23 protein-coding genes are annotated in these 26,470 nt (G+C 55.0%); 11 read left to right on the plus strand and 12 right to left on the minus strand.

What is annotated here, in order from left to right:
• Positions 1 to 14 precede the first annotated feature (14 nt).
• The gene (locus tag APU02_RS06695; protein ID WP_042287702.1) at positions 15 to 674 is read left to right on the plus strand and encodes a fumarylacetoacetate hydrolase family protein; all 660 of its coding nucleotides are present in this window, start codon (positions 15 to 17) and stop codon (positions 672 to 674) included.
• A 93-nt stretch (positions 675 to 767) separates the two neighbouring features.
• Positions 768 to 1,214, plus strand: a complete 447-nt coding sequence (locus APU02_RS06700; protein ID WP_060569797.1) for a YcgN family cysteine cluster protein — start codon at positions 768 to 770, stop codon at positions 1,212 to 1,214.
• Positions 1,215 to 1,237: 23 nt separating this feature from the next.
• Here the strand turns inward: APU02_RS06700 and APU02_RS06705 are convergent, their stop codons facing one another.
• The 3 genes from APU02_RS06705 to nhaB form a co-directional block, all read right to left on the minus strand.
• The gene (locus APU02_RS06705; RefSeq protein ID WP_042287700.1) at positions 1,238 to 1,579 is read right to left on the minus strand and encodes a DUF1971 domain-containing protein; all 342 of its coding nucleotides are present in this window, start codon (positions 1,577 to 1,579) and stop codon (positions 1,238 to 1,240) included.
• A gap of 111 nt (positions 1,580 to 1,690) precedes the next feature.
• Positions 1,691 to 2,221, minus strand: coding sequence for a disulfide bond formation protein DsbB (gene dsbB, locus APU02_RS06710; RefSeq protein WP_042287698.1), 531 nt, complete (start codon positions 2,219 to 2,221; stop codon positions 1,691 to 1,693).
• A gap of 141 nt (positions 2,222 to 2,362) precedes the next feature.
• Entirely contained in the window at positions 2,363 to 3,907 is a 1,545-nt protein-coding gene (gene nhaB, locus APU02_RS06715) for a Na(+)/H(+) antiporter NhaB (RefSeq protein WP_042287696.1), read from the minus strand.
• A 226-nt stretch (positions 3,908 to 4,133) separates the two neighbouring features.
• On the opposite strand from nhaB, the gene fadR reads away from it, so the two are divergent.
• Positions 4,134 to 4,853, plus strand: coding sequence for a fatty acid metabolism transcriptional regulator FadR (gene fadR / locus APU02_RS06720; RefSeq protein ID WP_042287694.1), 720 nt, complete (start codon positions 4,134 to 4,136; stop codon positions 4,851 to 4,853).
• Positions 4,854 to 4,934: 81 nt separating this feature from the next.
• Here the strand turns inward: fadR and APU02_RS06725 are convergent, their stop codons facing one another.
• Complete coding sequence (locus tag APU02_RS06725) at positions 4,935 to 6,467, minus strand: SpoVR family protein (RefSeq protein WP_042287691.1); 1,533 nt, start codon at positions 6,465 to 6,467, stop codon at positions 4,935 to 4,937.
• A gap of 322 nt (positions 6,468 to 6,789) precedes the next feature.
• On the opposite strand from APU02_RS06725, the gene APU02_RS06730 reads away from it, so the two are divergent.
• On the plus strand, positions 6,790 to 8,088 hold the full coding sequence (locus APU02_RS06730; protein WP_042287690.1) for a D-amino acid dehydrogenase: 1,299 nt from the start codon (positions 6,790 to 6,792) through the stop codon (positions 8,086 to 8,088).
• A 12-nt stretch (positions 8,089 to 8,100) separates the two neighbouring features.
• A complete protein-coding gene (gene dadX, locus APU02_RS06735; RefSeq protein ID WP_060569610.1) occupies positions 8,101 to 9,171 on the plus strand; it encodes a catabolic alanine racemase DadX in 1,071 nt (356 codons plus the stop codon).
• Positions 9,172 to 9,221: 50 nt separating this feature from the next.
• Here dadX and APU02_RS06740 read toward each other — a convergent pair whose 3' ends face one another.
• Positions 9,222 to 10,958 (minus strand): potassium/proton antiporter, encoded by a 1,737-nt coding sequence (locus tag APU02_RS06740; RefSeq protein WP_060569611.1) that lies wholly within the window; start codon positions 10,956 to 10,958, stop codon positions 9,222 to 9,224.
• Between the two features lie 95 nt (positions 10,959 to 11,053).
• The gene (ldcA, locus tag APU02_RS06745; protein WP_042287682.1) at positions 11,054 to 11,968 is read right to left on the minus strand and encodes a muramoyltetrapeptide carboxypeptidase; all 915 of its coding nucleotides are present in this window, start codon (positions 11,966 to 11,968) and stop codon (positions 11,054 to 11,056) included.
• A 147-nt stretch (positions 11,969 to 12,115) separates the two neighbouring features.
• Between ldcA and emtA the strand changes: the two genes are divergently transcribed.
• The 3 genes from emtA to APU02_RS06760 all read left to right on the plus strand — a co-directional run bounded on the left by emtA (position 12,116) and on the right by APU02_RS06760 (position 15,417).
• On the plus strand, positions 12,116 to 12,727 hold the full coding sequence (gene emtA / locus APU02_RS06750) for a membrane-bound lytic murein transglycosylase EmtA (protein ID WP_042287680.1): 612 nt from the start codon (positions 12,116 to 12,118) through the stop codon (positions 12,725 to 12,727).
• A 188-nt stretch (positions 12,728 to 12,915) separates the two neighbouring features.
• On the plus strand, positions 12,916 to 13,170 hold the full coding sequence (locus APU02_RS06755) for a GlsB/YeaQ/YmgE family stress response membrane protein (RefSeq protein WP_042287677.1): 255 nt from the start codon (positions 12,916 to 12,918) through the stop codon (positions 13,168 to 13,170).
• 135 nt (positions 13,171 to 13,305) lie between these two features.
• On the plus strand, positions 13,306 to 15,417 hold the full coding sequence (locus APU02_RS06760; protein ID WP_239692854.1) for a TonB-dependent siderophore receptor: 2,112 nt from the start codon (positions 13,306 to 13,308) through the stop codon (positions 15,415 to 15,417).
• Between the two features lie 48 nt (positions 15,418 to 15,465).
• Here the strand turns inward: APU02_RS06760 and APU02_RS06765 are convergent, their stop codons facing one another.
• A complete protein-coding gene (locus APU02_RS06765) occupies positions 15,466 to 17,172 on the minus strand; it encodes an alpha,alpha-trehalase (protein WP_060569612.1) in 1,707 nt (568 codons plus the stop codon).
• Between the two features lie 324 nt (positions 17,173 to 17,496).
• Between APU02_RS06765 and APU02_RS06770 the strand changes: the two genes are divergently transcribed.
• Positions 17,497 to 18,852: a glycoside-pentoside-hexuronide (GPH):cation symporter gene (locus tag APU02_RS06770; RefSeq protein ID WP_042287672.1), complete on the plus strand. Its 1,356-nt coding sequence runs from the start codon at positions 17,497 to 17,499 to the stop codon at positions 18,850 to 18,852.
• Between the two features lie 57 nt (positions 18,853 to 18,909).
• Here APU02_RS06770 and dhaM read toward each other — a convergent pair whose 3' ends face one another.
• From dhaM to dhaK, 3 genes are read right to left on the minus strand one after another with little or no spacing between them, the layout of a single operon-like run.
• On the minus strand, positions 18,910 to 20,331 hold the full coding sequence (gene dhaM / locus APU02_RS06775; RefSeq protein WP_060569613.1) for a dihydroxyacetone kinase phosphoryl donor subunit DhaM: 1,422 nt from the start codon (positions 20,329 to 20,331) through the stop codon (positions 18,910 to 18,912).
• A 10-nt stretch (positions 20,332 to 20,341) separates the two neighbouring features.
• Complete coding sequence (dhaL, locus tag APU02_RS06780; protein ID WP_060569614.1) at positions 20,342 to 20,974, minus strand: dihydroxyacetone kinase subunit DhaL; 633 nt, start codon at positions 20,972 to 20,974, stop codon at positions 20,342 to 20,344.
• Positions 20,975 to 20,984: 10 nt separating this feature from the next.
• Entirely contained in the window at positions 20,985 to 22,055 is a 1,071-nt protein-coding gene (gene dhaK, locus APU02_RS06785; RefSeq protein ID WP_060569615.1) for a dihydroxyacetone kinase subunit DhaK, read from the minus strand.
• A 221-nt stretch (positions 22,056 to 22,276) separates the two neighbouring features.
• Between dhaK and dhaR the strand changes: the two genes are divergently transcribed.
• Positions 22,277 to 24,187 (plus strand): dihydroxyacetone kinase operon transcriptional regulator DhaR, encoded by a 1,911-nt coding sequence (dhaR, locus tag APU02_RS06790; RefSeq protein ID WP_060569616.1) that lies wholly within the window; start codon positions 22,277 to 22,279, stop codon positions 24,185 to 24,187.
• Here the strand turns inward: dhaR and APU02_RS06795 are convergent.
• Together APU02_RS06795 and APU02_RS06800 are read right to left on the minus strand one after the other, a co-directional pair.
• On the minus strand, positions 24,184 to 24,816 hold the full coding sequence (locus APU02_RS06795; protein ID WP_060569617.1) for a winged helix-turn-helix transcriptional regulator: 633 nt from the start codon (positions 24,814 to 24,816) through the stop codon (positions 24,184 to 24,186). The genes dhaR and APU02_RS06795 overlap by 4 nt on opposite strands.
• Before the next feature lie 76 nt (positions 24,817 to 24,892).
• Positions 24,893 to 25,555 carry a winged helix-turn-helix transcriptional regulator gene (locus APU02_RS06800; protein ID WP_042287756.1) on the minus strand — a complete coding sequence of 221 codons (663 nt, stop codon included), beginning with the start codon at positions 25,553 to 25,555 and terminating at the stop codon, positions 24,893 to 24,895.
• Between the two features lie 346 nt (positions 25,556 to 25,901).
• Between APU02_RS06800 and APU02_RS06805 the strand changes: the two genes are divergently transcribed.
• Positions 25,902 to 26,435 (plus strand): fimbrial protein, encoded by a 534-nt coding sequence (locus tag APU02_RS06805; RefSeq protein WP_239692852.1) that lies wholly within the window; start codon positions 25,902 to 25,904, stop codon positions 26,433 to 26,435.
• Positions 26,436 to 26,470 lie beyond the last annotated feature (35 nt).

Raw genomic sequence — 26,470 nt, forward strand, 5'->3', positions numbered from 1 at the left:
ATTAGGGGAAAAGCATGTATCAACATCATAACTGGCAGGGCGCGCTGCTCGACTTCCCGGCAAGCAAAGTGGTTTGCGTAGGCAGCAACTACGCAAAGCATATTAAAGAGATGGGAAGCGCGACGCCGGATGAGCCGGTGCTGTTTATCAAACCGGAAACAGCGCTTTGCGATCTGCGCCAGCCGTTGGCGATTCCAACGGCGATGGGCGCGGTGCATCATGAAGTCGAACTGGCGGTTCTGATTGGCGCTACGTTACGCCAGGCGACGGAAGATCATGTGCGTAAAGCCATTGCCGGTTACGGTGTGGCGCTCGATCTGACGCTGCGCGACATACAGGGCAAAATGAAGAAGGCGGGGCAGCCATGGGAAAAAGCCAAAGGCTTCGATAATTCCTGCCCGTTGTCGGGGTTTATTCCGGCTGCTGAATTTAACGGCGATCCGCAGGATACGCCGCTTAGCCTGACGGTAAACGGCGAGGTTCGCCAGCAGGGCACGACCGCCGACATGATCCACAAAATCGTGCCGCTGATTGCGTATATGAGTAAATTCTTTACCCTTAAGGCCGGAGACGTTGTATTGACCGGTACCCCGGAAGGCGTCGGGCCGCTTGCCAGCGGCGACGAGCTGGAGATTCATTTCAACGGCCATTCCCTTACGACTCGCGTTCTGTAAAAGCCCTTTGCCGCCTTTTTTGGGCGGCAAAACTTGCATCAGCGTGCCAGACTGGTTATAAGGTGCAGCTTTACAGCAATGGCGGATACCCTGATGAGCGATTTACCTTTCTGGCAAAGTAAAACCCTGGATGAAATGACCGATGCCGAATGGGAGTCGCTCTGTGATGGCTGTGGTCAGTGCTGTCTGCATAAGCTGATGGACGAAGACACTGACGAAATCTATTTTACCAATGTCGCCTGCCGACAGTTAAACATCAAAACCTGCCAGTGTCGCAACTACGAACGCCGTTTCGAATACGAGCCTGACTGCATTAAACTCACGCGTGATAATTTGCCGACTTTTGAATGGCTGCCGATGACCTGTGCGTATCGTTTACTGGCGGAAGGGAAAGGGTTACCCGCGTGGCACCCTCTGCTGACGGGGTCAAAAGCGGCGATGCACGGCGAACGCATCTCGGTGCGCCATATTGCGGTAAAAGAGTCAGAAGTCCGCGACTGGCAGGACCATATTCTGAATAAACCTGAATGGGCGGACTGAGCCGCCCATGCTGAGAGCGGATGTTATGCGTTTTTCGCCTGATACATCTGCTCGCCTTCGTGATCTTCATCGACCCAGAAGTTGATATTAAACTGAGCGTCATCGCTCAACTCGACCCGGTGCCAGTACTGCGGTGGGCTGGTGGCGAACTGGCCGGCGTTGATCACCACTTTCACTTCCGGTTCTTTTGCTTCTTCGTTAGCGAAACCGTAATAGGTGACCGTCCCTTCCATGACACACAATTGACCGAAAACGCCGGCGGCAGTGTTGTGGTGGGAGAGAAGCGCTGCGGGGACGTTATCTTTGGTGAAAAATGGGGTTGAACGTTTGATTTTCCAGTTTGCCGGGATGCGTAGATGTGACATAAGGACTCCCCCTGGTGGGCTTTATAAGATGCATTTAATATACATCTTATAAAGCGTCGCACGCAATGATTTTCCGGCAAAAAAAACGCCCCCGGGTGGGAGCGTTGCGGATTAACGACCAAACAGATCGCGTCTTTTCGGCTTAAACGGCTGCGCGATTAACACCAGAATCGCCACCACCAGATAAGCGGCAAAAATGCCCAACAACCACTGCGGCATTTCGAGGCTTAAAAATTCCCACTGACGTTCCGCACAGTCGCCAGAGGCAACAAACACTTGCGGCAACCATTTATCCAGCGGCAGCCAGCCCGGGAAGCGCGCCATAAAATCACAGGTCATGAAGGGGGAAGGATGTAACTGAATCATGGTGTGTTCCCATGCCAGTTGAACGCCGCGGATGGCGCTGTAGATCCAAATCACCAGCGCGACATAGCGTAACGGCGTTTTCGGCGCGATGGCGCCGACTAACCCGGCGCCCATGATGCCAAACAGCGCGCAGCGTTCGTAAATGCACAACACACACGGTTTAAGTAGCATGACATGCTGAAACCACAGCGCGACCAGTTCGAGCGCCAGGGCAGTCAATGCCATCAGTAACCATGCGCCCCGACCCCGTGAGCACTGGTTCAAAAATCGCAACATAGTTATTTCCCTGCAATATGCGTAGACACGGCAGTGTAAACCAATTCAATAACTGCGCCACCAGGAGAAAATGAAATATTGTGTAATTGGATAATTATCACGCAAAAAGGCAAACCGGGCAGTGAAATGCCCGGTAAGTTGTTATGGAAGTGTAGCTAAAAGGCCGATCCGGGTCATCCATTCAGTGTACGGGGCGAGAGTGAACTCCACGCACAGCAGACCCACCAGCGTCAGAACAACGGTATAAGGCAGCGCCATCCACACCATCCGACCATAAGAGAGGCGAATCAATGGCGCAAGGGCAGAAGTCAACAGGAACAGGAAGGCCGCCTGGCCATTTGGTGTGGCGACGGACGGCAGGTTGGTGCCGGTATTAATGGCCACCGCCAGCAGTTCAAACTGTTGCAGTGAGATCGCGCCGCTTTCCATCGCCGCTTTGGCTTCGTTGATGTAAATCGTGCCGACGAAGACGTTATCGGAGATCGAAGAGAGCAGCCCGTTAAACAGATAAAACAGCGTTAACTGGGCATGCTCCGACGCCTGCAGGACATACTGGATGATAGGCGTAAACAGATGCTGGTCAATGATCACGGCGACAATCGAGAAAAACACGGTCAGCAGGGCGGTAAAGGGCAGTGACTCGGTAAACGCTTTGCCGATGGCGTGCTCGTCAGTAACGCCGGTTAGCGAGGTCGCTAAAATAATGACCGACAGGCCAATCAGCCCCACTTCCGCCAGATGCAGCGCCAGGGCAACCACCAGCCAGACGCCGATAATCGCCTGCACCACCAGTTTCAGTCGGTCCTGACGGGTGCGCTGATGGCGGTTTTGATCGTCAAACTGCTGCAAGACTTCACGCACTTTTTCCGGCAGCGTTTCGCCATAACCAAACCAGCGCATTTTCTCTACCAATACGCAGGTCAGCAGGCCGCAAATCAGCACGGGGAGGGTGACAGGCGACATGCGCAGAAAGAAGTCGCCAAAATGCCAGCCGGCGGCTTTTGCAATAATCAGGTTCTGCGGTTCGCCCACCATGGTCATCACGCCGCCAAGCGCGGTCCCAACGCCTGCGTGCATCATCAGGCTGCGTAAAAAGCCGCGGAACTGCTCCAGCACCGTTTTGTAATGCTGATCGATATGGCTGTCGTCCAGAATATCGTTATCTTCACCGCGCGCGGAGGCTACACGGTGATAAATACCGTAAAAGCCAACGGCAACGCTGATCACGACGGCAACCACGGTAAGCGCATCAAGGAAAGCCGAAAGAAAGGCGGCGGCAATGCAGAAGGCTAGCGATAGCATGGTTTTGGAGCGAATACTCAACAGCAGGCGGGTAAAAATAAACAGCAGTAACTGCTTCATAAAGTAGATGCCCGCCACCATAAACATCAGCAGCAGCAGGACTTCCAGATTGGCCGCGACTTCTTCGCGCACATGGGCGGCGCTGGTCATGCCGATCATCACCGCTTCAATCGCCAGCAGTCCGCCCGGCAGCAGCGGGTAGCATTTCAGCGCCATGGCCAGCGTGAAGATAAATTCCGCCACTAGCAACCATCCCGCTACAAAGGGGTTGATCATGAAAATCAGCGGGTTAACGATCAGAAATATCAGTAGAGCGAGTTTGTACCAGTCTGGCGACTGGCCTAAAAAGTTGCGCCAGAATGCGCGACCCCAGGAGATCTCCATGGCGGTTTCCCTTACCTAATTAAATGAAATGATGTTTTTATGTTTAGCCGCAAAGCTTAGCGGTCAGCGGTAAACCAGGCAAGTCCTTAACCTTATATACCGGCGCGGCGTTATCCGGAAAATGAAGCCTTGATCCCCTTTTTCTTTGTTGCCTGCGCTATCGGGGTTGTAACCCGTCTGGTATGATGAGTGTAACTATGTTTTGCTGTGTAATGGAAATCTCACTATGGTCATTAAGGCGCAGAGCCCGGCGGGTTTCGCGGAAGAGTACATCATTGAAAGTATCTGGAATAACCGCTTCCCCCCGGGCACTATTCTGCCTGCTGAACGTGAACTCTCCGAGCTGATCGGGGTGACGCGTACCACTTTGCGTGAAGTGCTTCAGCGTCTGGCGCGTGATGGTTGGTTGACCATTCAGCACGGCAAACCGACGAAGGTGAATAATTTCTGGGAAACGTCCGGGCTGAACATTCTTGAAACCCTGGCGCGTCTCGATCATGAAAGCGTTCCGCAACTGATTGATAATCTGCTGTCGGTGCGAACCAACATCTCAACGATCTTTATCCGCACCGCATTTCGTCAGCATCCTGACAAAGCTCAGGAAGTGCTGGCGACAGCGCAGGAAGTTGCCGACCACGCCGACGCCTTTGCGGAACTTGATTACAACATTTTCCGCGGCCTGGCGTTTGCCTCCGGCAACCCGATTTACGGCCTGATCCTCAACGGCATGAAAGGGCTGTACACCCGTATCGGGCGTCACTATTTCGCTAATCCGGAAGCGCGCAGCCTGGCGTTGGGGTTCTATCACAAGCTGTCGCAACTCTGCCTGCAAGGCGCGCACGATCAGGTGTATGAAACGGTACGCCGCTACGGTCACGACAGCGGCGAGATCTGGCACCGGATGCAGAAAAACCTGCCGGGCGATCTCGCGATTCAGGGGCGATAGGACATAAAAGAAAAACCTCTCTGCAGAGAGGTTTTTTGCGTTTATCCAACCCGGCGGTTTCCCCTGCGGGCGACAGGGCGATTACAAACTGTTCACTCTCGCCGGGCAGCGTTCCAGTAGCTCAACGCTGCCGTCTTCGTTCTGCTGTTCCAGCGTCACGTCAAATCCCCATAGCCGATGCACGTGCTTCAGCACCTCTTTACGACCCTTGTCCAGCGGCGCGCGGTTGTGCGGAATGTAGCGTAGCGTCAGAGAGCGATCGCCGCGCAGATCGACATTCCACACCTGGATATTTGGCTCAAGATTGCTCAGGTTATATTGTGACGACAGGCGATTGCGGATTTCACGGTAGCCTTCCTCGTTATGAATCGCAGAGATTTCCAGATAGTTATGCCGATCGTCGTCCAGCACCGTAAAGAAGCGGAAATCACGCATCACCTTCGGCGACAGGAACTGGCTAATGAAGCTTTCATCTTTAAAGTCGCGCATCGCGAAATGCAGCGTCTCCAGCCAGTCTGATCCCGCCATATCGGGGAACCAGTAGCGATCTTCTTCCGTTGGCGACTGACAGATGCGCTTGATGTCCTGGAACATCGCAAAGCCCAGCGCATAGGGATTAATGCCGCTGTACCATGGGCTGTTATAGGGCGGCTGGAACACCACGTTAGTGTGGCTGTGCAAAAATTCCAGCATAAAGCGCTCGGTGACTTTGCCTTCGTCATAAAGATGATTCAGGATCGTATAGTGCCAGAAGGTGGCCCAGCCTTCGTTCATCACCTGGGTCTGCTTCTGCGGATAGAAATACTGGCTCACTTTGCGTACGATACGCAGGATCTCACGCTGCCAGGACTCCAGCAGTGGCGCGTTCTTCTCCATAAAGTAGAGCAAGTTCTCCTGCGGCTCCGACGGATAACGTCGCGCCTCGGCCACCGTTTTTTCTTCCTCTTTCTTCGGCAGTGTACGCCACAGCATGTTTACCTGGCTTTGCAGATATTCTTCACGGCTTTTCTGACGGGCTTTCTCCTCCTGCAAAGAGATTTTTTGCGGACGCTTGTAGCGATCAACCCCGTAATTCATCAGCGCATGACAGGAGTCCAGCAATTTTTCCACCTCATCAACGCCGTAACGCTCTTCGCACTGAGTGATGTAATTGCGGGCAAAAATCAGGTAATCAACAATCGAGCTGGCGTCGGTCCAACTGCGGAACAGATAATTGTTTTTGAAGAAAGAGTTATGCCCGTAGCAGGCGTGAGCCATTACCAGCGCCTGCATGGTAATGGTGTTCTCTTCCATCAGATAAGCGATACACGGGTTCGAGTTAATGACAATCTCATAGGCCAGACCCTGCTGCCCGTGTTTATACAATCTTTCGGTTTCGATAAACTTTTTGCCAAATGACCAGTGCGGATAATTGATCGGCATCCCGACGCTGGAATAGGCGTCCATCATCTGCTCGGAGGTGATGACCTCAATCTGGTGCGGATAGGTGTCCAGTCTGTAGAGTTTTGCCACACGGTCTATTTCTGCCAGGTAAACATCCAGCAGATCAAACGTCCAGTCGGGTCCATCGCTCAACCGTGTGGTGTCCTTGTTCATGGAATCAATCGTAGCCATTCGCGCACCCTCATTGTTGGCGGCGCTCTCTGTGTGGAGCACCTCATTTCAAGCATAGAACACCCTGTTAAAAACCGTGTTGGCGATGCGATCTTTTCTTCGCGATTTCTGCTGGTTATCCCGCCAGAAATTGCCATCGCTACGCTATTTTATGCTGGATAAAAATGCGGCATAGCAGGAGATGCCAAACAATCGCTATCACCCTGCAATCGGCTATCTGTGAGGCAGGTCACCATAAAAAAGCCATATGTTGAATAATATTTTCATCTGGGTTATCAAGATGTAATTAGAAGATTGTTCTTTTACTGTTAACGGAGTGGCTATGCGAGTTGTCATACTGGGAAGTGGCGTCGTTGGCGTGACCAGCGCCTGGTATTTATGTCAGGCCGGGCACGAGGTTACCGTCATCGATCGTGAACCCGGTCCGGCGCTGGAAACCAGTGCCGCGAACGCTGGACAGATTTCACCAGGCTATGCCGCCCCCTGGGCGGCGCCAGGCGTTCCTTTAAAGGCAATTAAATGGATGTTCCAGCGCCACGCGCCGCTGGCCGTGCGTCTGGACGGTTCGCCGTTTCAACTTAAATGGATGTGGCAAATGCTGCGGAACTGCGACACCCGCCACTACATGGAAAACAAAGGCCGCATGGTGCGTCTCGCGGAGTACAGCCGCGACTGTCTGAAAGCGCTGCGTGCGTCAACCGGCATTCAGTACGAAGGACGTCAGGGCGGGACGCTACAACTCTTCCGCACCGAACAGCAGTATGAAAACGCCACCCGGGACATCGCGGTGCTGGAAGACGCGGGCGTGCCGTACCAGTTGCTGGAATCTGCCCGGCTGGCGGAAGTGGAACCGGCGCTGGCGGAAGTGGCGCATAAGCTGACCGGCGGGCTGCGGTTGCCGAACGACGAAACGGGCGACTGCCAGCTTTTTACCCAGCGACTGGCGCAAATGGCTGAACAGGCTGGCGTCACGTTCCGTTTCAACACGCCGGTGGACAAGCTGCTCTGTGAAGGCGAGCGTATCTATGGCGTGAAGTGCGGCGACGAAATCATCAAAGCCGATGCGTATGTGATGGCCTTTGGCTCCTATTCCACGGCGATGCTGAAAGGCATTGTCGATATTCCGGTGTATCCGCTGAAAGGCTATTCGCTGACGATCCCTGTGGCGGAAGAGGACGGCGCGCCTGTTTCGACTATTCTTGATGAAACCTACAAAATCGCCATTACCCGTTTCGATCAGCGCATTCGTGTCGGGGGCATGGCGGAAATCGTCGGCTTTAATACCGAACTGCTCCAGCCGCGTCGGGAAACGCTGGAGATGGTGGTGCGCGATCTCTACCCGCGCGGTGGACGCATTGAACAGGCCACATTCTGGACCGGGCTGCGCCCAATGACGCCGGATGGTACGCCGGTCGTGGGGCGAACCCGCTTTAAAAATCTGCTGCTGAATACCGGACACGGGACGCTGGGGTGGACCATGGCCTGCGGCTCCGGACAGCTCCTGAGCGATATCCTCTCTGGCCGCACGCCCGCGATCCCGTATGAGGATTTGAGCGTGGCGCGTTACAGCCCGGGGTATACGCCATCCCGGCCACAGCAACTTCATGGCGCACATCACTGATAAGGATGCGAAATGACCCGCCCTATACTGGCCAGCCTTGACCTGCAGGCGATGAAGCAGAATTTGAGTATTGTCCGTCAGGCTGCACCGGACGCCCGCGTCTGGTCAGTGGTTAAAGCCAACGCCTACGGACATGGCATTGAACGTATCTGGAATGCGTTAGGCGGCACCGATGGGTTTGCGCTGCTCAATTTAGAAGAAGCGATAACCCTGCGAGAGCGCGGCTGGAAAGGACCGATCCTGATGCTGGAAGGCTTCTTTCATGCAGACGATCTGACCGTATACGATACCTGGAGGCTGACAACGTGCGTACACAGCAACTGGCAGTTGAAGGCAATCCAGAACGCGAAACTCAACGCGCCGCTGGACGTGTACGTGAAAGTGAATACGGGGATGAACCGTCTTGGTTTTCTACCGGAACGGTTGCAGACAGTCTGGCAACAACTGCGGGCCATGCCGAACGTCGGCGAGATGACGCTGATGTCGCATTTTGCCGATGCTGAACACCCTGACGGCATCAATGAGGCGATGGCGCGGATTGCGCAGGCGACGGAAGGGCTGGAATGCCGCTGTTCGCTGGCGAATTCTGCGGCAACCTTGTGGCATCCGGAAGCCCACGGCGACTGGGTGCGACCGGGGATTATTCTGTACGGAGCGTCGCCTTCCGGCCAGTGGCGTGATATCGCCAATACCGGGCTGAAACCCGTCATGTCCCTTTGCAGCGAAATCATCGGCGTACAGACGTTGAAAGCCGGCGACCGGGTTGGTTACGGCGGGCGTTTCACAGCCCAGCACGAACAGCGGATCGGTATTGTCGCGGCGGGGTATGCCGACGGCTATCCGCGCCATGCCCCAACGGGAACGCCGGTTCTGGTTGACGGCGTGCGCACGATGACGGTGGGTACGGTCTCTATGGATATGCTGGCGGTGGATTTAACGCCCTGTCCGCAGGCGGGGATTGGCACGCCGGTTGAGCTTTGGGGCAAAGAGATTAAGATTGACGACGTCGCAGCTGCCGCCGGCACCGTCGGTTATGAGCTAATGTGCGCTCTGGCGCTGCGCGTGCCGGTTGTGACGGTGTAACTTATTGAACGATGCCGGGCGACGGCTACGCGTGTCCGGCATCGCCATCGTTATTCTTCGTCTTCTTCTCCCGCCACGCGCACCCCGACTTTGCGCACTGCGTTATCTTCTTTTTCGGCGACCGTCCAGATCATGCCGGCAAATTCAACCTGGTCGCCCACGACTGGCGCGGCGCCGAGCAACTGCTGGACAATTTCACCCAGCGTTTGCTGTTTGTCACGATACTCGGTTCCGTCTTCCAGCCCGTAAATCAGCGCCACATCGGCGAATTTCGCACTCGCTTCCAGAATGAAATCACCGAAGAAACGCTGGTCCAGCGCCACCGGCGGTGACTGGCTGAACAGTTTGCCTAGCGCAGGCAAATCGCGTTCGCGTCCTATCACGCAGAGCACATCGCCTTCCTGTAAACGGGTGCTGCCGGTTGGGTGAAACAGCTCATTGTTGCGGAACAGCGCTGCAATGCGCGTCTCCTGCGGCATATGCAGATCGCGAAGGGCCGCGCCCACACACCATTTGTCGGCGCTGAGCTGGTAGACAAACTGCTCCCAGGGGTTTTCCGGATGAATATCCAGCCCCACCCGGGAAACCGGCCAACCCACGGGCGGCACCACGACCTTCGCTTTTTTCGCCGCCCACGAGAGCGAGGTGCCCTGAAACAGCAACGAGATCAGCACCACGAAGAAGGCGACGTTGAAAAACAGGCGCGCGTTGTCCAGACCAGCCATCATCGGAAACACCGCAAGAATGATGGGAACCGCGCCGCGCAGTCCAACCCAACTGATGAATACCCGCTCGCGCAGGTTAAAGCCGCGGAACGGCAGTAACCCGGCAAAAACCGAAATGGGACGGGCAAAGAAAATCATCCACGCCGACAGCATCAGCGCCGGGACGGCTATGGGCAGCAGGTCAGACGGCGTAACGAGCAGTCCCAGTACGAGGAACATGGCAATTTGCGCCAGCCAGGCCAGCCCATCGAAGTTTTGCAGTATCGCGTAACGGTTGCGGATCGGGCGGTTGCCCAGCAAAAAGCCGCACAGGTACACCGCCAGGATCCCGCTGCCGTCCAGCGCGGTGGTTAAGGCGAAAATCAGGATCCCGCCGCTCAGGGCCAGCAGCGGATACAGTCCGCCGGGCAGGGAGATGCGGTTGATCATCTGTTGAAGCAGGTAGCCGCCGCCTAAGCCAAGCGCGATCCCGAGACCAAACTGCTGAATGATATGGACCGCGAACATCCAGCTCAGGCCGGTCTCATGCTGCTGGATCATCTCAATCAGGGTAATGGTGAGGAATACCGCCATCGGGTCGTTACTGCCGGATTCGATTTCCAGCGTTGAGCCCACGCGTTCGTTCAGCCCCTTGCCGCCGAGCAGCGAAAAAACCGCAGCGGCGTCGGTAGAGCCGACAATCGCGCCAATCAGCAAGCCTTCGATCAGGTCCAGCTTAAACAGCCACGCCGCCATCATGCCGGTCAAGCCAGAGGTGATCAGCACGCCGACGGTCGCCAGCGACAGCGCCGGACCCAGCGCGACGCGAAAGGAACTGGCCTGGGTACGCATCCCGCCATCCAGCAGGATAATCGCCAGCGCCAGGTTACTGACCATATATGCAAACGGATAGTTGTCGAACGGTATACCGCCCACGCCATCAACGCCTGCCAGCATGCCGATGGCGAGGAAAATAACCAGAATGGGGATACCGAGACTTGACGAAAATGAACTGAGTAAGATACTGCTGGTGACGAGGACGGACCCCAGGATAAAAAGACTGATTATTGCAGTGGCGTCCAACGGTCGTATTCTCCTCAATTATGCTTTTTTATTCATTAAGCCTAACATATTAACGACCGTTCCCGCGGATTAGTTAGCCCTCGCCAGCGCTTTTTTTAAGATTTCAACACCGGATGACCGGACAGCGTAAGCTGAGCGCCATTGGCGTCATTACGCAAAACCGCATGCGCACCCAGCGGCAGCGTCACGGTGCGTTGTTCGTGGCCAAAATCAAGCCCGGTGATGAGCGGAATAGCGAGGCGTTCGCGTAAGAATGCATAGACGGCGTTGAGATCGTATCCCGCGTCATACTCATTTGGCGCGCTACCGCTAAAGCTACCCAGCACAATGGCGTTCTGACGGTTGAGGATGCCCGCGTCAAAGAGTTGCAGTAGCATACGCTCAACGCGGAAGGGGTGCTCGTTGATATCTTCCAGCACCAGAATACCGTTTTCAATTTTCGGCATCCACGGCGTGCCGATGAGGGAAATCAGCATCGCCAGGTTACCGCCCCAGAGAGTGCCTTCGGTATGACACGCCGGGCCTTCGCTGCGCCACGCCACTGAATACACCGCGTTACGTAGCGCCCGCCAGAAATGATCTTCCGTAAAACGGTCCAGCTCCGGCGCGCCAAAATTGCCTGCCAGCATCGGACCGCTGAAGGTAATGACCTTACCCAACGCCAGCAAACCGCACTGGATCGCCGTAAAATCGCTGTGTCCGCATATGAGCAGCGGATCCTGCTGCTGACGCGCGGCCAGCGCCTGCCAGTCGATATGCGCCAGCAGACGGCTCGCGCCGTACCCGCCGCGCACCGGCATGACGATAGTACCAGGCATCGTCAGGTTAACCAGTTCAGTGATATCCGCCAGGCGCTCCGCTTCGGTACCGGCAAAACGCTGATAACGTCGTCCAACCACGGCGGTATTTTCTACCTGGTGACCAGCCTGTTCCAGACGTTGAATACCCAGTGAAGCCGCTTGCTGATTAATGCAATAGCCCGAAGGGGCAATTAAGTGAAACCGGGACATGGCAATTCCTTGCTACAACAGAAACCTAATGTATATCATGCCGCCTATAGTAGAACGTTTTGCCGGATAACGCCTGGCTTATCCGGCCTGCATTGTTGTATTGACGCCGAATAAACGCCCGATGCGTCGGCCATAAGGACAGATGACGTGAAATTGAGATGGTTTGCTTTTTTGATTGTGCTGCTTGCTGGCTGTAGTTCAAAACCCGATTATAAAAATCCGCCGTGGAACCCGGAAGTGCCGGTAAAACGGGCAATGCAGTGGATGCCGATCAGTGAGAAAGCCGGCGCAGCCTGGGGTGTCAGCCCGAAGCTGATTACCGCGATTATCGCCATTGAATCCGGCGGCAACCCCAGTGTGGTAAGCAAATCCAACGCCGTCGGGCTAATGCAGCTTAAGGCGTCCACCTCCGGGCGCGATGTGTACCGCCGTATGGGCTGGAGCGGCGAGCCTTCCACCAGCGAACTGAAAAACCCGGAGCGTAACATTTCGATGGGCGCCGCTTACCTGAGCATTCTGGAAAACGGTCCGCTCGCAGGCATCGAAGACCCGCAGGTGATGCAGTACGCGCTGGTGGTTTCGTATGCGAACGGCGCGGGTGCGCTGCTGCGTACCTTCTCCTCCGACCGTAAAAAGGCGATCGAAAAAATTAACGATCTGGATGCGGACGAATTTTTTGAGCATGTCGTCGATAACCATCCCGCGCCGCAGGCGCCGCGCTATATCTGGAAGCTACAACGCGCGCTGGACGCGATGTAATTATGTGCCCAGGTTGCGGGATTTCGACGGGTTATCGGCAGGGCGCGGTAGAACCTAAGACAACCCTTATCTATACCACAAGGAATAATTGCACTGCCCGGTTCGGCGTGGATCAACGACTTGCCTATACTTAGCGTACGGGCGCAAGAAGGTGTTGCGTGTGGTTTCACTGAACAGAGGGCCTCAACATGGGGATCATTGCCTGGATTGTTTTCGGTCTGATTGCCGGTGTTATTGCCAAACTGCTGATGCCGGGGCGCGACGGCGGCGGGTTTATTCTCACCTGCATACTCGGTATTGTGGGGGCGGTAGTGGGGGGCTGGCTGGCGACCATGTTCGGCATTGGCGGCAGCATCAGCGGTTTTAATCTGCACAGTTTCCTCGTCGCGGTGGTGGGCGCCGTTGTGGTGCTGGGCGTTTTCCGGCTTGTGCGGCGCGACTAACCCTCGGCACAACGGCTCCTGCGGGAGCCGTTGTTTTATGCGAAAAAATATACCGTAGAAAGGGTGTTGTTGATTTGCAAATAAAAATGAGAATAATTGCTATTCCTATTTCATATTATAACGATTCTCATGATGATAACCCCTTCACGCTTTCGCTTGCGCGCGCTCTCTGGCTGTATCTCACTGGCTCTGACCACTTCCTGTTATGCCGCAGAGGCAGACGAAGCCACTATCGTGGTGTCCGCGTCGGGGCAGGAGAGCTTGCTGCCTGCCTGGACCAACAGCGCGACCAAATCCGCAGTGCCTGAAAGTAAGACGCCGCAGGTGATTAATACTCTCGATAAAAAAGAAATCACGCTGCGCCATGCAACGTCGGTTAACGAGATATTGCGCTACGCACCGGGCGTGTCAACGGAAATGCGCGGCAATACGACCTACATGAGCGAGTACAAAATCCGCGGTTTCACCGTCGATCAAGAGTACTACAATGGCTTACAGTTGCCGTATAACGTCACGGGCAACACTAAAGCGCGCATCGATCCGCTGCTCATTGAACATGTCGATATTCTCAAAGGCCCCGCGTCGGTGCTGTACGGCAACGGCTCGCCGGGCGGACTGGTGAATATTCAGGGCAAGACGCCGCAGGCGGAGCAGAAAACGGAGTTGGGTGTTATGACCGGTACGCGCAACCTGAAAGAAGGGTATCTGGACGCAACGGGAAACATCCGTGACAGCGACTGGAATTATCGCCTGCTCGGGAAAGCGACGGAAGGGAACGATCAGCCATATACCACGCGCTATGAAGATTACCTGCTTGCACCCTCCGTGAGCTGGCAGCCGGACGGCAGAACGCGTCTGACGCTGGATGCGCTGGTACAAAATACGCCGTCGCTGTCGCCGTCGAATCCATTGCCTATCGCATATCTGCGCTCCGGTTATGCCGACCGTCGGGACTTTGCAGGCGATAAGTGGAGCGGCTTCAAACAACGTCAGTGGATGCTGGGCTACCATCTCGAACATGCGTTCGAGAGCGGCTGGGGATTCAGCCAGAAAGCGCGGTATTTTGACGTCGATACCCACCAGCGCAGCGTCTATGCCACCGGCAATGGCGTCAACCCGGTCTGGATGCTCGATCGCTTTGCCTACACCACTGATGAAGATCTTAAGAGCGTTAACATTGATAACCAGTTAACCAAAACGGTGCTGTTGGGCGACTGGCAGCATCACCTGCTGGCCGGTTTCGACTACCAGAAACTCGACAGCCATTATTTCTATCGTTATGCCAGCGCCACGCCGGGCATTGACATGCGCCATCCGGATTTCCACCAGATTCATACTGACGATCTCGGCCTGTACACCGCGCAAAAAAATCGTCTTTCTTACCAACAAAATGGTTACTATCTCCAGGACCAGATCGTCTTTGGCGGCGTAAACCTGCTGGCCAGTATCCGCTACGATGACTATCGCTCGACGACCACTGACGCGCTGCAGAACGGCGAGAAAACGTGGATCTCCCAGGATCGGGTGACCAAACGTATTGGCGCGCTGTACGCTTTTGCTAACGGAATATCCCCGTTTATCAGCTATTCTGAAGGCTTCAGGCCGATTTCGCCGCAGGGCTCGCTGACGACCAAAGACGTGAAGCCGACCACCAGCAAACAGGTGGAGGGCGGGGTGAAGTATCTGCTGGCTGACTATGCCACCACCTTTACCGCTTCGGTATTCACTATTCGTCAGAAAAATGTCTTTTCGGCGACGCCAACATGGGATTACCGCCAGACTGGCGAAATTGAGTCAAAAGGCGCTGAGCTGTCCCTCATCAGTCGTCCTGCTGACAACGTCACGCTGATCGCCAACTACGCCTACACCCATGCGATTAATACGAAAGATGAAAGCTACGAAGGAAAACGGCCCACTCAGGTACCGGAAAACGCCTTTACGCTGTGGGGCGATTACACCTTCGATAGCACTGCGCTACGCGGGCTCACGCTGGGCGCTGGCGCGCGCTACACCGGACCGATGGAGATTTCGCCGGATAACACAGCCGGGAAGCTGGGCGGCACGACGCAGTACGATCTGGCAATGTCTTACCGCCTGGGCGAAGCGCTACCTTCGCTCAGCGGCGTGACGCTAAAGGCCAGCGCGCAGAATGTCACTAATAAAGAGACCTTCAGTTGCTACGACAGCACCAACTGTTGGATCGGGCGCGACCGGACTGTTCAGGTTGGCGCCAGCTACAGTTTCTGACAGAGATCTGCGAACCGGCCTGGCGCCCCAGGCCGGTTCGCGCCATGATTACGGCGTGGCTTGTGTTTGCGCGTTTTCAGCGCTTGTCGGCTGAACGGCAGGCCGGGTGGAGGGGACGCTGTCGCAGGGTTTTTCCTGCGGACAGATCAGGTCGAGCATTTTCAGCGTGACGCCGTTCGTCCAGCCAAACCCATCCTGCAGCGGATATTCACCGCCGCCACCGCCGGTGCCAGTGCTGCTGACGTCATACTTCTCTACCAACTTCTGTTCCCGATCGTAGGTGTGCTGAACATTAGTCAGGAAACGCCAGGTCACCTCCATCGCCACTTTTTCCTGCCCGTAGTTCTGCAATCCTTCGGTGGCGACCCACTGGAGCGGCGCCCAGCCGTTTGGCGCATCCCATTGCTGACCGCTTTTCACCGACGTAGTGGCAAGGCCGCCAGGCTGGAGCAGGTGCGCCTGGGTAGCGACGGCCATTTTGTGGGCGCGATCTTTCGCGGCGGCATTGACGTACAGCGGGAACAGCGCGGCGGCGGTAAGCGGATTACGTACCTGTTTGCTCTTAAGATCGTAGTCGGCGTACCAGCCCTCTTTGTCGTTCCACAGGTAATGTTCGATGGCTTTCTGACGTTCGTTCGCTAACCGATCATAATGACTGGCCTGTGCGTCGTCGCCTGCTGCTTTGCTCGCGCGGGCGAGGATTTTTTCCATCTTGTAAAGCAGGGAGTTGAGATCCACGGGCACAATGCTGGTGGTCCGAATCGTACCGAGCTGCTGCGGATCATCCATCCAGCGCGAGCTGAAATCCCAGCCAGAGGCCGCAGCCGAACGCAGATCGCGGTAGATTTCCGTGGCCGGACGATTGGGGTTGCTTTTCGCGGTGGCGATATCCTCCACCCAGGATTCGGGGCGCGGCGTATCCCGGTCGTCCCAGTAGCGATTGAGTACGGCACCGTCATCCAGTTTCACCACCCGCTTATGCTGTTGGCCTGGCTGTAACGTGTCGACGCCTTCCATCCAGTAGCTGTACTCTTTTTGTAACTGCGGCAAATATTTTTTCAGCGTGTCATCGCCTTCATGCTGCGCCAGTAATTCGACCATCAAAGAAAAGAAGGGCGGTTGCGAGCGGCTCAGATAATAGGTGCGGTTACCGTTCGGGATATGCCCGAAGGCGTCAATTTCCCAGGCGAAGTTCGCCACCATATCGGCAATTTTGTCCCAGTGACCGCTTTCGGCCAGCCCCAGCATGGTGAAATAGCTGTCCCAGTAGTAGATCTCGCGAAAGCGCCCGCCGGGCACCACATAAGGTTCAGGCAGCGGCAGCAGGGAGTCCCATTTACCCGCGCTTTCGGTTGAACGGGTCAGTACCGGCCACAGTCCGTCAATATGTTCGCGCAGCGACTGCCCCGCTGGCGGGACATATTTTTCCCCTTCTTTCGGTAAGGTGAAGTTGACGTTGACGAAGTGGCGCAGGTCAAAGCTGGACTGGTTTTTCTGCATCCGATAGTCCGCAAGGATGGTCAGCGGATCGTTATTCGGTACGGCGTCAGCAAAGGTTTTCTGATCGGGAAACAATTTTGCGTTTTGCACATCATTAAACAGGGGACCGAGCAAAATGTCGGGCGGCTGCGGCGGGTTGGTCATCGGTTCTTCTGCATTGGCCGACAATGAGGCAAAGGTGAGAAGGGTGCCGGTCAGCGCCAGTTTAATGGCCCAGGATAGCGCGCCTGTATGGCGAACAGCAGGGGTAAGCATTGAATAATCTCCTTAGTGCGTACCGGATTACGGCATTTATCATGAGAAAATCGTAGTTCAGGATCGCCTGCTGCGCGTCGTTGAAGCCGCATTTTGCGAAGCTACAGACATTTTTGTTATCCGGGTATGACGTAATGGCGGGAAATATATTCACCAAAATAATAACAACAGCCGAAGCGCACGCAGGTTATGAAGAGCGATCACAGAAGATAAAAAACATAAGAAATGAATCAAAAAACATAATAGACCGAAAAAAGCATCTGTGAAGAAATGCACGCACCGGGATGTTGTGTGCTGCTTTTATTATTTTATTAAGGATAAATTATGTCTGAAGTGGAACAATTACCCATAAAAGAAAAAATAGGTTATAGCCTGGGCGACGCCGCAAGCCATATTGTCTTTGACTCTTCCGTTGCCATTCTGGCCTATTTTTATACCGATATTTATGGCCTACCGCCCGCCGTAATGGGGACCATGTTTTTGCTGGTCCGTCTGCTGGACGCCATTACCGATCCGGTGATGGGCGCAATTGCCGATGCGACCGCGACGCGCTGGGGCCGCTTTCGTCCGTGGCTGCTGGCAATCTGTATCCCTTTTGCCGTGAGCTGCGTACTGGTCTATTCCACGCCAGATTTTAGCGACAGCGGTAAAATAGCCTATGCCGTCGCGGCTTATATATTTATGACATTAATGTATACCGCCATTAATATTCCTTACTGCTCGTTAGGCGCGGCATTAACCGCCGATCCCAATGAGAATTTATCGCTGCAATCCTGGCGGTTCGCCATTACGCCGATTGGCGGCGCGTTAGGCACCGCCTTTATTCTGCCGGTGGCGGATTACCTCTCGCCTGGCGACAGAGCGAGCGGTATTCAACTGGCGATGGCGCTGTTTGGCGCGATTGGCTGCGTTATGTTTTTGATCTGCTTCCTGACTACCAAAGAACGCGTTCAGCCGATTAAAGAGGAGAATATGAACATCGCCCGCGATGTGAAAATCCTTTTTCAAAACGAGCAGTGGCGTATTTTGTCGGTCTATAACTTTATGATGCTGGTGGCGGTAGTGATCCGCGGCGGCGCAGTGGTGTATTACGTTAACACGGTGCTGAACAAAGGTGCGGATGTGATCACCTGGTTTATGCTTGGCGGGATGTTTGCATCAATGCTCGGTTCGGTGCTGGCGAAACCGTTTGGCACCCGCTTTTGCAAAATTAAGCTCTCTTTCTGGATCAATATTCTCAACGCCGCGCTCGGCGTAGCCTGTTATTTCCTGCCGGTAGCATGGTGGATTGTCCCGCTGCTGGCGCATCTGGCGATCCAGATTATTCAGGGCGGCAATGGCGCGATTCAATGGTCGATGATCACTGATGCTAATAACTACGGTGAATGGAAAACCCGTCGGCGAATCACCGGAATGAACGTCGCGGCGAACATTTTTGTCATCAAACTTGGCGTTGCGGTTGGTGGTGCGATTATCGGTTGGGTACTGGCGTTTTACGGTTACGCCACCAACAGCGACACCCAGCCGGACGGCGCCGTGGATGGCGTGATAATGCTGTTTACGCTGTTGCCCGCGCTGTTTTATTTACTCACCGCGGTGTCGATTAAGTTTTACCAGCTCACTGCCGACAAAATGCATGCTGTGGTTCAGGACCTGCAAAAAGGTCAGTTTGCGGGCTAACGGTAGGGTAAGCGTGTATCCGGCCCACTGAACACTGCGGACCGGATACCGGCAGGGTCATTTCTGTCGTAAGACGCGCTGCCCCGCGACGTCGAGCGTCAGCGCCTCGCCGGTTTGTACTGCATCCAGCGCATGGCCCTGCTGACAAACCCAGGCGATGCCCATTTCACGGGCGATAAGCGCGCCGTGCGCAAGCGGGCTTCCGCCACGCAGACAAATGCCTTTCACCACCGCAGGGTCAAGCGCCACCACGGTGGAAGGGCAGAGATCGTCCGCCACCAGAATCGCCGGAGCAGTAAACTCAGGCAACGTAAGCGGGCATTGTTGCAGATGACGCAGACTACGCTGCAACAGATCGTCAATGTCGATATCGCGCGCCCGCAGATAAGCGTCATCAAGCTGGCGATACTGCGCGCTCATCTCCGTTAATACCTGCTGCCATGCGTACTCTGCGGTACAGTGCTCGCTTCGCAGTAATTCACAAGCGCGGGTAAACAGCTCCGGGTCGTCGAGCAGCATATGGTGGCTGGAGAAGATCGCCGCCAGATCGCCCGGCCAGCTCGCCTCGACGCGGGTTACCAGTGACATCAAATCCAGCAGGGTGAGATCCAACGCGTTGCGCAGGCGTGACTGTTCTGCCGTGACGCTCAATTCGCTCTTTTTAACGACGGGGGGCAGCGTCGGCGCATAGCGGTATGCTTTTCCCGTTACCGCCGCCGTCGCAGTCTGCATTGCCGTCGCTGCTGCCGACTCGCCAAAATTCGCGGCCGCCAGTTGGCTGAACGCCGCCAGCGCGTCATCCGCCTGCTCGCCACGGGCTAACAGGCGAATAGTGTCATTACAACGTATCTGCAACAGCGCAATCTGATTCAGGCTGTCCGGGGTCACGCATTTGCCGTTCTTTTCCAGCAGAAGGGCGGCGTTAAAGCCGGACAGCGTCGAAACCAGCCGCGACGCCGGACGCACATGCAGCCCGTTGTGATTCTTTACCACCACCGAAACCGACTTCGCTTCGCCGTCCGCAAGCGCGAGCGAGGGCGCGGCCTGCGTCTGGGCGGCTGGGGAAGGTAAACCTAACTGCTCACGTTTCGCCTCCAGCGCATTCATCGCATCAGCAACGACTTTATCGATATCCGCGCCTGCCGCAGCACTCACCGTGGCCGCCAGCGTGCCCTCCACCAGCGGCGCGGCGCACAGGCGAACTTTCGCGGCAACAGCCGGTTCGAGCAGTTCCAGCGCTGTTTCCGCGCTCAGCAATGCGCTGCCGATATCCATCATCACCAGCACGTTGTCGGCATCGGCAACAGACTCGATAGCCGCCATCACTTTTATCGGGTCGGTGCCGATAGGGTTTTGCGGATCGTCGATCCCGGCGGCAATGGCGATCTTACAATCTTCGCCCATTAACATTTGCCGCGCTAACTCGCCGACCCCTTCACCCAGCCGGGCGCTATGAGAAACAATCACCAGGTTTACCATCACACCGTCCTTACTCTTTTGCCGCTGCGCTCAGCATCTGGGTAATAAACATGACCGAGGTTGCGCCAGGATCCTGATGCCCAATGCTGCGCTCGCCCAGATAGCTGGCGCGCCCTTTGCGTGCCTGCATCGTAATCGTACTTTGCGCGGCGGCTTCCGCCTGCGCGGCGGCGGCGTCCAGGGCGGCGGGTATGGACAGATTTTGTTCGCAGGCCAGACGCAACGACTCGACCACCGGCAGCCAAACGTCGCACATTGTTTTATCCCCCGGTTCCGCTTTGCCCCGGCTGATGACGCCATCTGCGCCTTCGCGCATCATCTGATAAAGTTCTTCCAGCGACAGACTCTGGTGGGCTTGTGTCACCTGGGCGGCGCGGATTAAAAAGGTACCAAACAGCGGGCCGCTGGCGCCGCCGACGCTGGAAAGCAGCGTCATGCCGGTATTTTTCAAAATAAAACCGATATCTTTGTCGGCAATAGCGGGTAATTTTTCTACCACCTTGCTAAAACCGCGATGCATATTCAGACCGTGGTCGGCGTCGCCTATTTCGCGATCCAGCCCGGTGAGATAATCGCTTTGCTGGTTGAAAATGTCGCCGCAGCGATAGAGCCAGTTGACGATTTGCGTTCTGGTCAGTGACATAACGTTCTCCTTAGTTTCCCCAGTTCAGGGCCGGGGTGTGAACCGGGGCGTCCCATAATGCGAGGGTGTCGTCGTCCACTTTCAACAGGGTGATGGAAAAGCCGGACATATCGAGCGACGTGCAGTAGGCGCCGATCAGATTGCGCTCGATAATCATTCCTGCCTCCTGGCAGCGCGTTTCCAGGCGATTGTAGACGCCGTAGAGTTCCGAAAGCGGCGTCGCGCCGAGATTATTGACCAGCGCAATTACCCGGTCGCCGCGCTGTAAAGGCTGCTTGTTTTGTTTGTCTTCCAGCCAGACGCCCTGCTGTGGATCCCAGTGGCGCAGCGTACGGCTATAGGCACCGTTTTCCAGCAGCGTATCGAACATCTGATCCACGGTCTCATCCAGCGAGGAAAAGGCGCGACGGTCGATACCTGGCTCACCGTGAATACCCACGCCGAACTCCATTTCGTTGTCGTTCAGGGTGAAAGATGGTTTACCGGCGGCGGGAACCGTGCAGGCCTCAAGAGCGACGCCAATCGAATGACCGTGATTATTCAGTCTGCGACCCAGCGCAGCGCAGGCTTCCAGCGAGTCGCCGCGCTCTGCCGCCGCGCCGACCAGCTTTTCTATCAGGACCGTATTGGCGACGCCGCGACGTCCGGCGGTATACAGGCTGTCTTTGACCGCCACGTCGTCGTCAACCACAACGGTGGTGACCTTCACGCCGCTGTCGTGGAGCAGTTCGGTGGCGGTTTCAAAGTTGAGGATATCGCCAGTGTAGTTTTTAATAATCAGCAGCACGCCTTCGCCGCCGTCAATCTGCATGGCGCACTCAAACATTTTATCCGGCGTCGGCGAGGTGAATATTTCGCCGGGGCAGGCGCCGGAGAGCATTCCCCGCCCAATATAGCCACAGTGCATCGGCTCATGCCCGCTTCCGCCGCCGGACAGCAGCGCCACTTTGCCCTGAACGGGGGCATCCGCGCGGGTGACATACACCGGATCCTGATGCAGGGTCAGCGTAGGGTAGGCTTTCGCCAGACCCGCCAGTTGTTCACTCAGTACGTCTTCCACACGGTTAATTAGCTTTTTCATTTTTTGCTCCGGGTTATCTCCAGGGACAGGACGTGTTCAACATCACGGCGACCGCGCGCTGCCGATAGCGCAATTGTGCCCCAGCGCGCGAAAAAGAAAATTCATCGGTGTTATGTTTCATAATGGAACCAAACTGAGCAGAAATGTTTCATTCTGGAACGTATTTGACGGAAAACAAGCAAAAATGCGAGCGAGCGCACCCTGACTGGAGATAACCGGCAATGGCTTCACCTGATGACGAGATTCCTGCGTTTCTGCGCGCTTCATGGTTGCGCTGTGCCAGTATTATGCGCCCTGATTTCTGGTCGAGGCCGCACCGGGCGCAGGGGCTGACCTTTGACACCATTTGCCGGCGTAAAGCGGCGCTGCTGACGCTGGGACAGGCGGCGCTGGAAGATGCGTGGGAGTACATGATGCCGCGTCGGTGCGGGCTGTTTATTCTTGATGAAAGCGCCTGCGTGTTGAGCTGCTGCGGCGATGCCGGGACGCTTGAGCAGCTTGCGGCGCTTGGGTTTGTTGAGGGGACCTACTGTGCGGAAAGCATTATTGGCACCTGTGCGCTGTCTCTGGCCGCTCTGCTTGGGCAGCCGGTAAAAACCCGGGGTTCCCATCATTACCGGCACGCGTTGCGCCCGTGGTGCGTCTGCGCGACGCCGGTTTTTGATAATCACGGACGTCTTACCGGTTCGATCGCGCTGGTTTGCCGGGCGGGCGACGATACCTCATCCGATCTGCCGCTCACGCTGGCGATAGCCCGCGAGGTGGCTAATTCTCTGCTCACCGACAGTCTGCTGGCGGAATCCAACCGTCACCTTAACCATCTGAATGGTCTGTTAGAAAGCATGGACGATGGCGTGATGACCTGGAATGCCCAGGGCCACGTGCAGTTTATCAACGCAAGGGCGGCGCGGTTGCTGCATCTTGACGTAGCGGCAGCCCAGGGGAAAAACCTGACGGAGTTATTCACGTTGCCCGCAGTGCTGGTGCGGGCCGTCCGGCAACATCGTCCACTTCATCATGTCGAGGCAACGTTCGAAAGCCAGCATCAGTTTGTGGATGCGGTGATCACCCTGAAACCGATCCAGGACGCACAGGGCGCAGGCTTTATTTTATTGTTGCACCCGGTGGAAAAAATGCGCCAGCTCATGACCAGTCAGTTGGGCAAAGTGAATTATACCTTTGCGCAAATGGCGCAGAACGATCCGCAAACCCAGCGGCTCGTCCACTTTGGTCGCCAGGCGGCGCGCGGCGCTTTTCCGGTGCTATTGCGCGGTGAGGAAGGCGTGGGTAAGGAGTTGCTGAGCCAGGCGATCCACAATGACAGCGAGCGGGCGGAAGGGCCGTACATAGCAGTAAACTGTCAACTGTATGCCGAACGGGCACTGGATTTTGCGTCAACGACGGCGGGTGAGGAGGGCGAAGGACGCCTGAGTCGGCTGGAACTGGCGAACGGTGGAACGCTGTATCTGGAAAAAATCGAATACCTCGCCCCGGCACTGCAGTCGGCGCTGCTGCAGGTCATCAAACAGGGCGTGATTACCCGTCTCGATGCCAGGCGCGTAGTGCCGGTCGATGTGAAGGTTATCGCCGCCACCACGGCGGATCTGGCGCTGCTGGTGGAACAAAACCGCTTCAGCCGTCAGCTTTACTATGCGCTACATGCTTTTGAGATCACTATTCCGCCGCTGCGGATGCGTCGCAGCAGCATTCCTTCGCTGGTCGATCACCGGTTACGCCGTCTTGAGAAACGCTTTTCCACGCGGCTCAGGATGGACGATGACGTGCTGGCGCAACTGGTCGCCTGCGACTGGCCGGGAAATGATTTTGAACTGAACAGCGTCATTGAGAATACGGCGCTGCGCAGTGAAAAAGGGCGCATTCACCTCAGCCACCTGCCGGACTATGTCTTCAATGAACGGCGAAATGCGCCTCTGGCGGAAGAGCGGCGGTCTGCCAGCTTATCGTTCGCGGATGCCGGGAAAGAGGCGATTATTCACGCCGCCAGACTCACCGGCGGACGGGTACAGGAGATGTCCGCGCTGTTAAAAATTGGCCGGACGACGCTTTGGCGAAAAATGAAGGTCTATGGCATTGACGTCGGCCAGTATAAATCGCTGCGTGATAACGATTAGAAGCGTGATGGCAGATGGTTAATCGCGATCAGCTTGCCCTGGCTCAGTTCGATATAGCCCCCTTTTTTCAGCGCCGAGAGAATTTTCATGACGCTGCTGCGTGAGATATGCGTTCTGTCGAGAATAAACTGATAAGCGGCCACGCTTTCCCGGATACTGTCCGGCTCCTGATTCAGCGCCAGCAACTGCTTACAAAGAAGATCATAGGCGGTTGGCGCGGTCGCCATCTCATTTTGTATAAACAGCTTATTCATCACGACGATCATATGCTTCGCCATGATTTCCCAGAGCTGTTTCTCCTCAATGCGCGCCATGACGGTATCAAGGGGCACGGTGGCGACCTCACACGGCTCCAGCGCACGCAGCAGCAGCTTTTCGGATAAGGCGCTGGTAAAACCCAGCGAGACAGGGGCGGATGCAATGCCGAGCGCCAGGTGATTTTCCTGGTTTTCAATGCTGACCACACCGCTACGGATAAACTGACAGCAGTGCTCGCCCGCGCGAATAAAAACAAACCGACTGCCTTTAGGATAGCAGCGAAATTCCTGCTCCTGCGTCAACTGCTTTAGCAGTTCCGGGGCATAAACGGAAGGCTGCTTGAGAAGATTAAACGATGATTGCTGCGACATGATGGCGGTCCGGTCATGATTAACGCTTTGAGAACCTGCGGTATCAGGTTCTTACTTTGACGAGCATAGTCTACGGCTAATATTTCAGGGGAATATTTTGCTGTATCTGGAGAAGTACGCCACGTTCCGTGATGATATAGCCACCTTTTTTAAGGTCGGCAAGAATTTTCATAATGCTGCTGCGTGACAAAAAGGTTCGGCTCTGAATGTAGTTCGCCGCGGTAATGTTGCGGCGGAACTCAACAGATTCCTTCATTAACTCATAAAGTTGTGAGCGAATAATATCGTAGGAACTGGGCGCGGTAATACGCGTACAATGATCGTAAACCCGTCCTGCGGTGTAAACCAACAGCGACGCCAGGCTTTCCCACAGATTCTCTTTCGTAATGACCTCATTGACTTTTGTCAGGGGTAATACCGCCACCCGCGAGCACTCCTCACTGCGCATAAAAAGATAACTGGCATCACAGAGTTGATTACTTAAGCCAAAGACAAACGGCGCGACTTCGGAATTAAACATAAAGCTATCCCGCGTTCTGAATATTGAAATGGTTCCTTTCAGCAGGAGTAAGCATTGATGGGAGTTATTGTTCTTATAGTTAATTATTTGTCTTGGTTTTGTTTCGTATATGTTAGCGTGCGGCAGAAGTTTATCTATTATCCGCTCAATGTGTTTTACCGGTTTTATCGGCAGGTCTTTATATGCAATTGATTCAGTAGCTATTTTGCGTGCAGGCATCATTGCTCTCCCATGGCATTATCATAATTGGAATAACGTAACTTACTGCTTGATTTAGTAATTATGGGGAGTGCAAATTAATAAGTGAATCTGGAATAAAGTGTAAAATTACACCAAAAAATCACTTGAGCGAATATATGCAGCTATATGAAAATCATCATTAAGCAATATGACAACGTATTTGGTTGCTGCTTGCAGAAAGCGGAATGACGTGTAACCCGATAACGTGGTTTTGACTTATGGCCTGGCATTTTTCAAAGACATAGCGGAAATGTTCTCGCTAAAGAGGCGGTTTTCGCACCGGTAAATTAACCGGATTATAAATAAACAAAAGTTAAGGATAGCAATGATGAAAAAAAATAGCGTAGTGATGGCGTTATCCGTCGCAGGTCTTTTGACTATTTCAAATGCCATCGCCTATGACGGCACGGTTAATTTTATGGGACAAATTCTCGATACCGCATGTACCGTGGATATTGGTTCCAATAATATCCTGATGGTGGATATGGGCAGCGTTTCCAAAACGGCTTTTGTCAGCGTTGGCGATGAGGCATCGACAACGAAATTCACCTTAAGATTGATCAATTGTCCGATCAGCGTGACGTCGGCAAAGGTCAAGTTTGATGGCTTAGTTGATGCGTTTGACAACAGTTTACTGGCGATAAACCCGGATCCGGGTGCGGCGAGTGGCGTGGCAATTCGACTGAAAACAGCGGATAAAAGCAACCTTGGGCTGAACGAGGTGAACGGCTATTCGTATCCATTATCCAGTACCGCGGATAATCATCTGGATTTTTACGCGGCTTATGTCGCCACCAGCGCCACTGTGATGGCGGGGCCGGCTAACGCTGTCGCCAATTTTACCGTTAACTATAACTGATTTACCTGCGCCGTTTAAGGGCCAGTATTTGGCCC

Source organism: Citrobacter sp. 50677481, from assembly GCF_001463265.1.
Classification (GTDB): domain Bacteria; phylum Pseudomonadota; class Gammaproteobacteria; order Enterobacterales; family Enterobacteriaceae; genus Citrobacter_A; species Citrobacter_A sedlakii.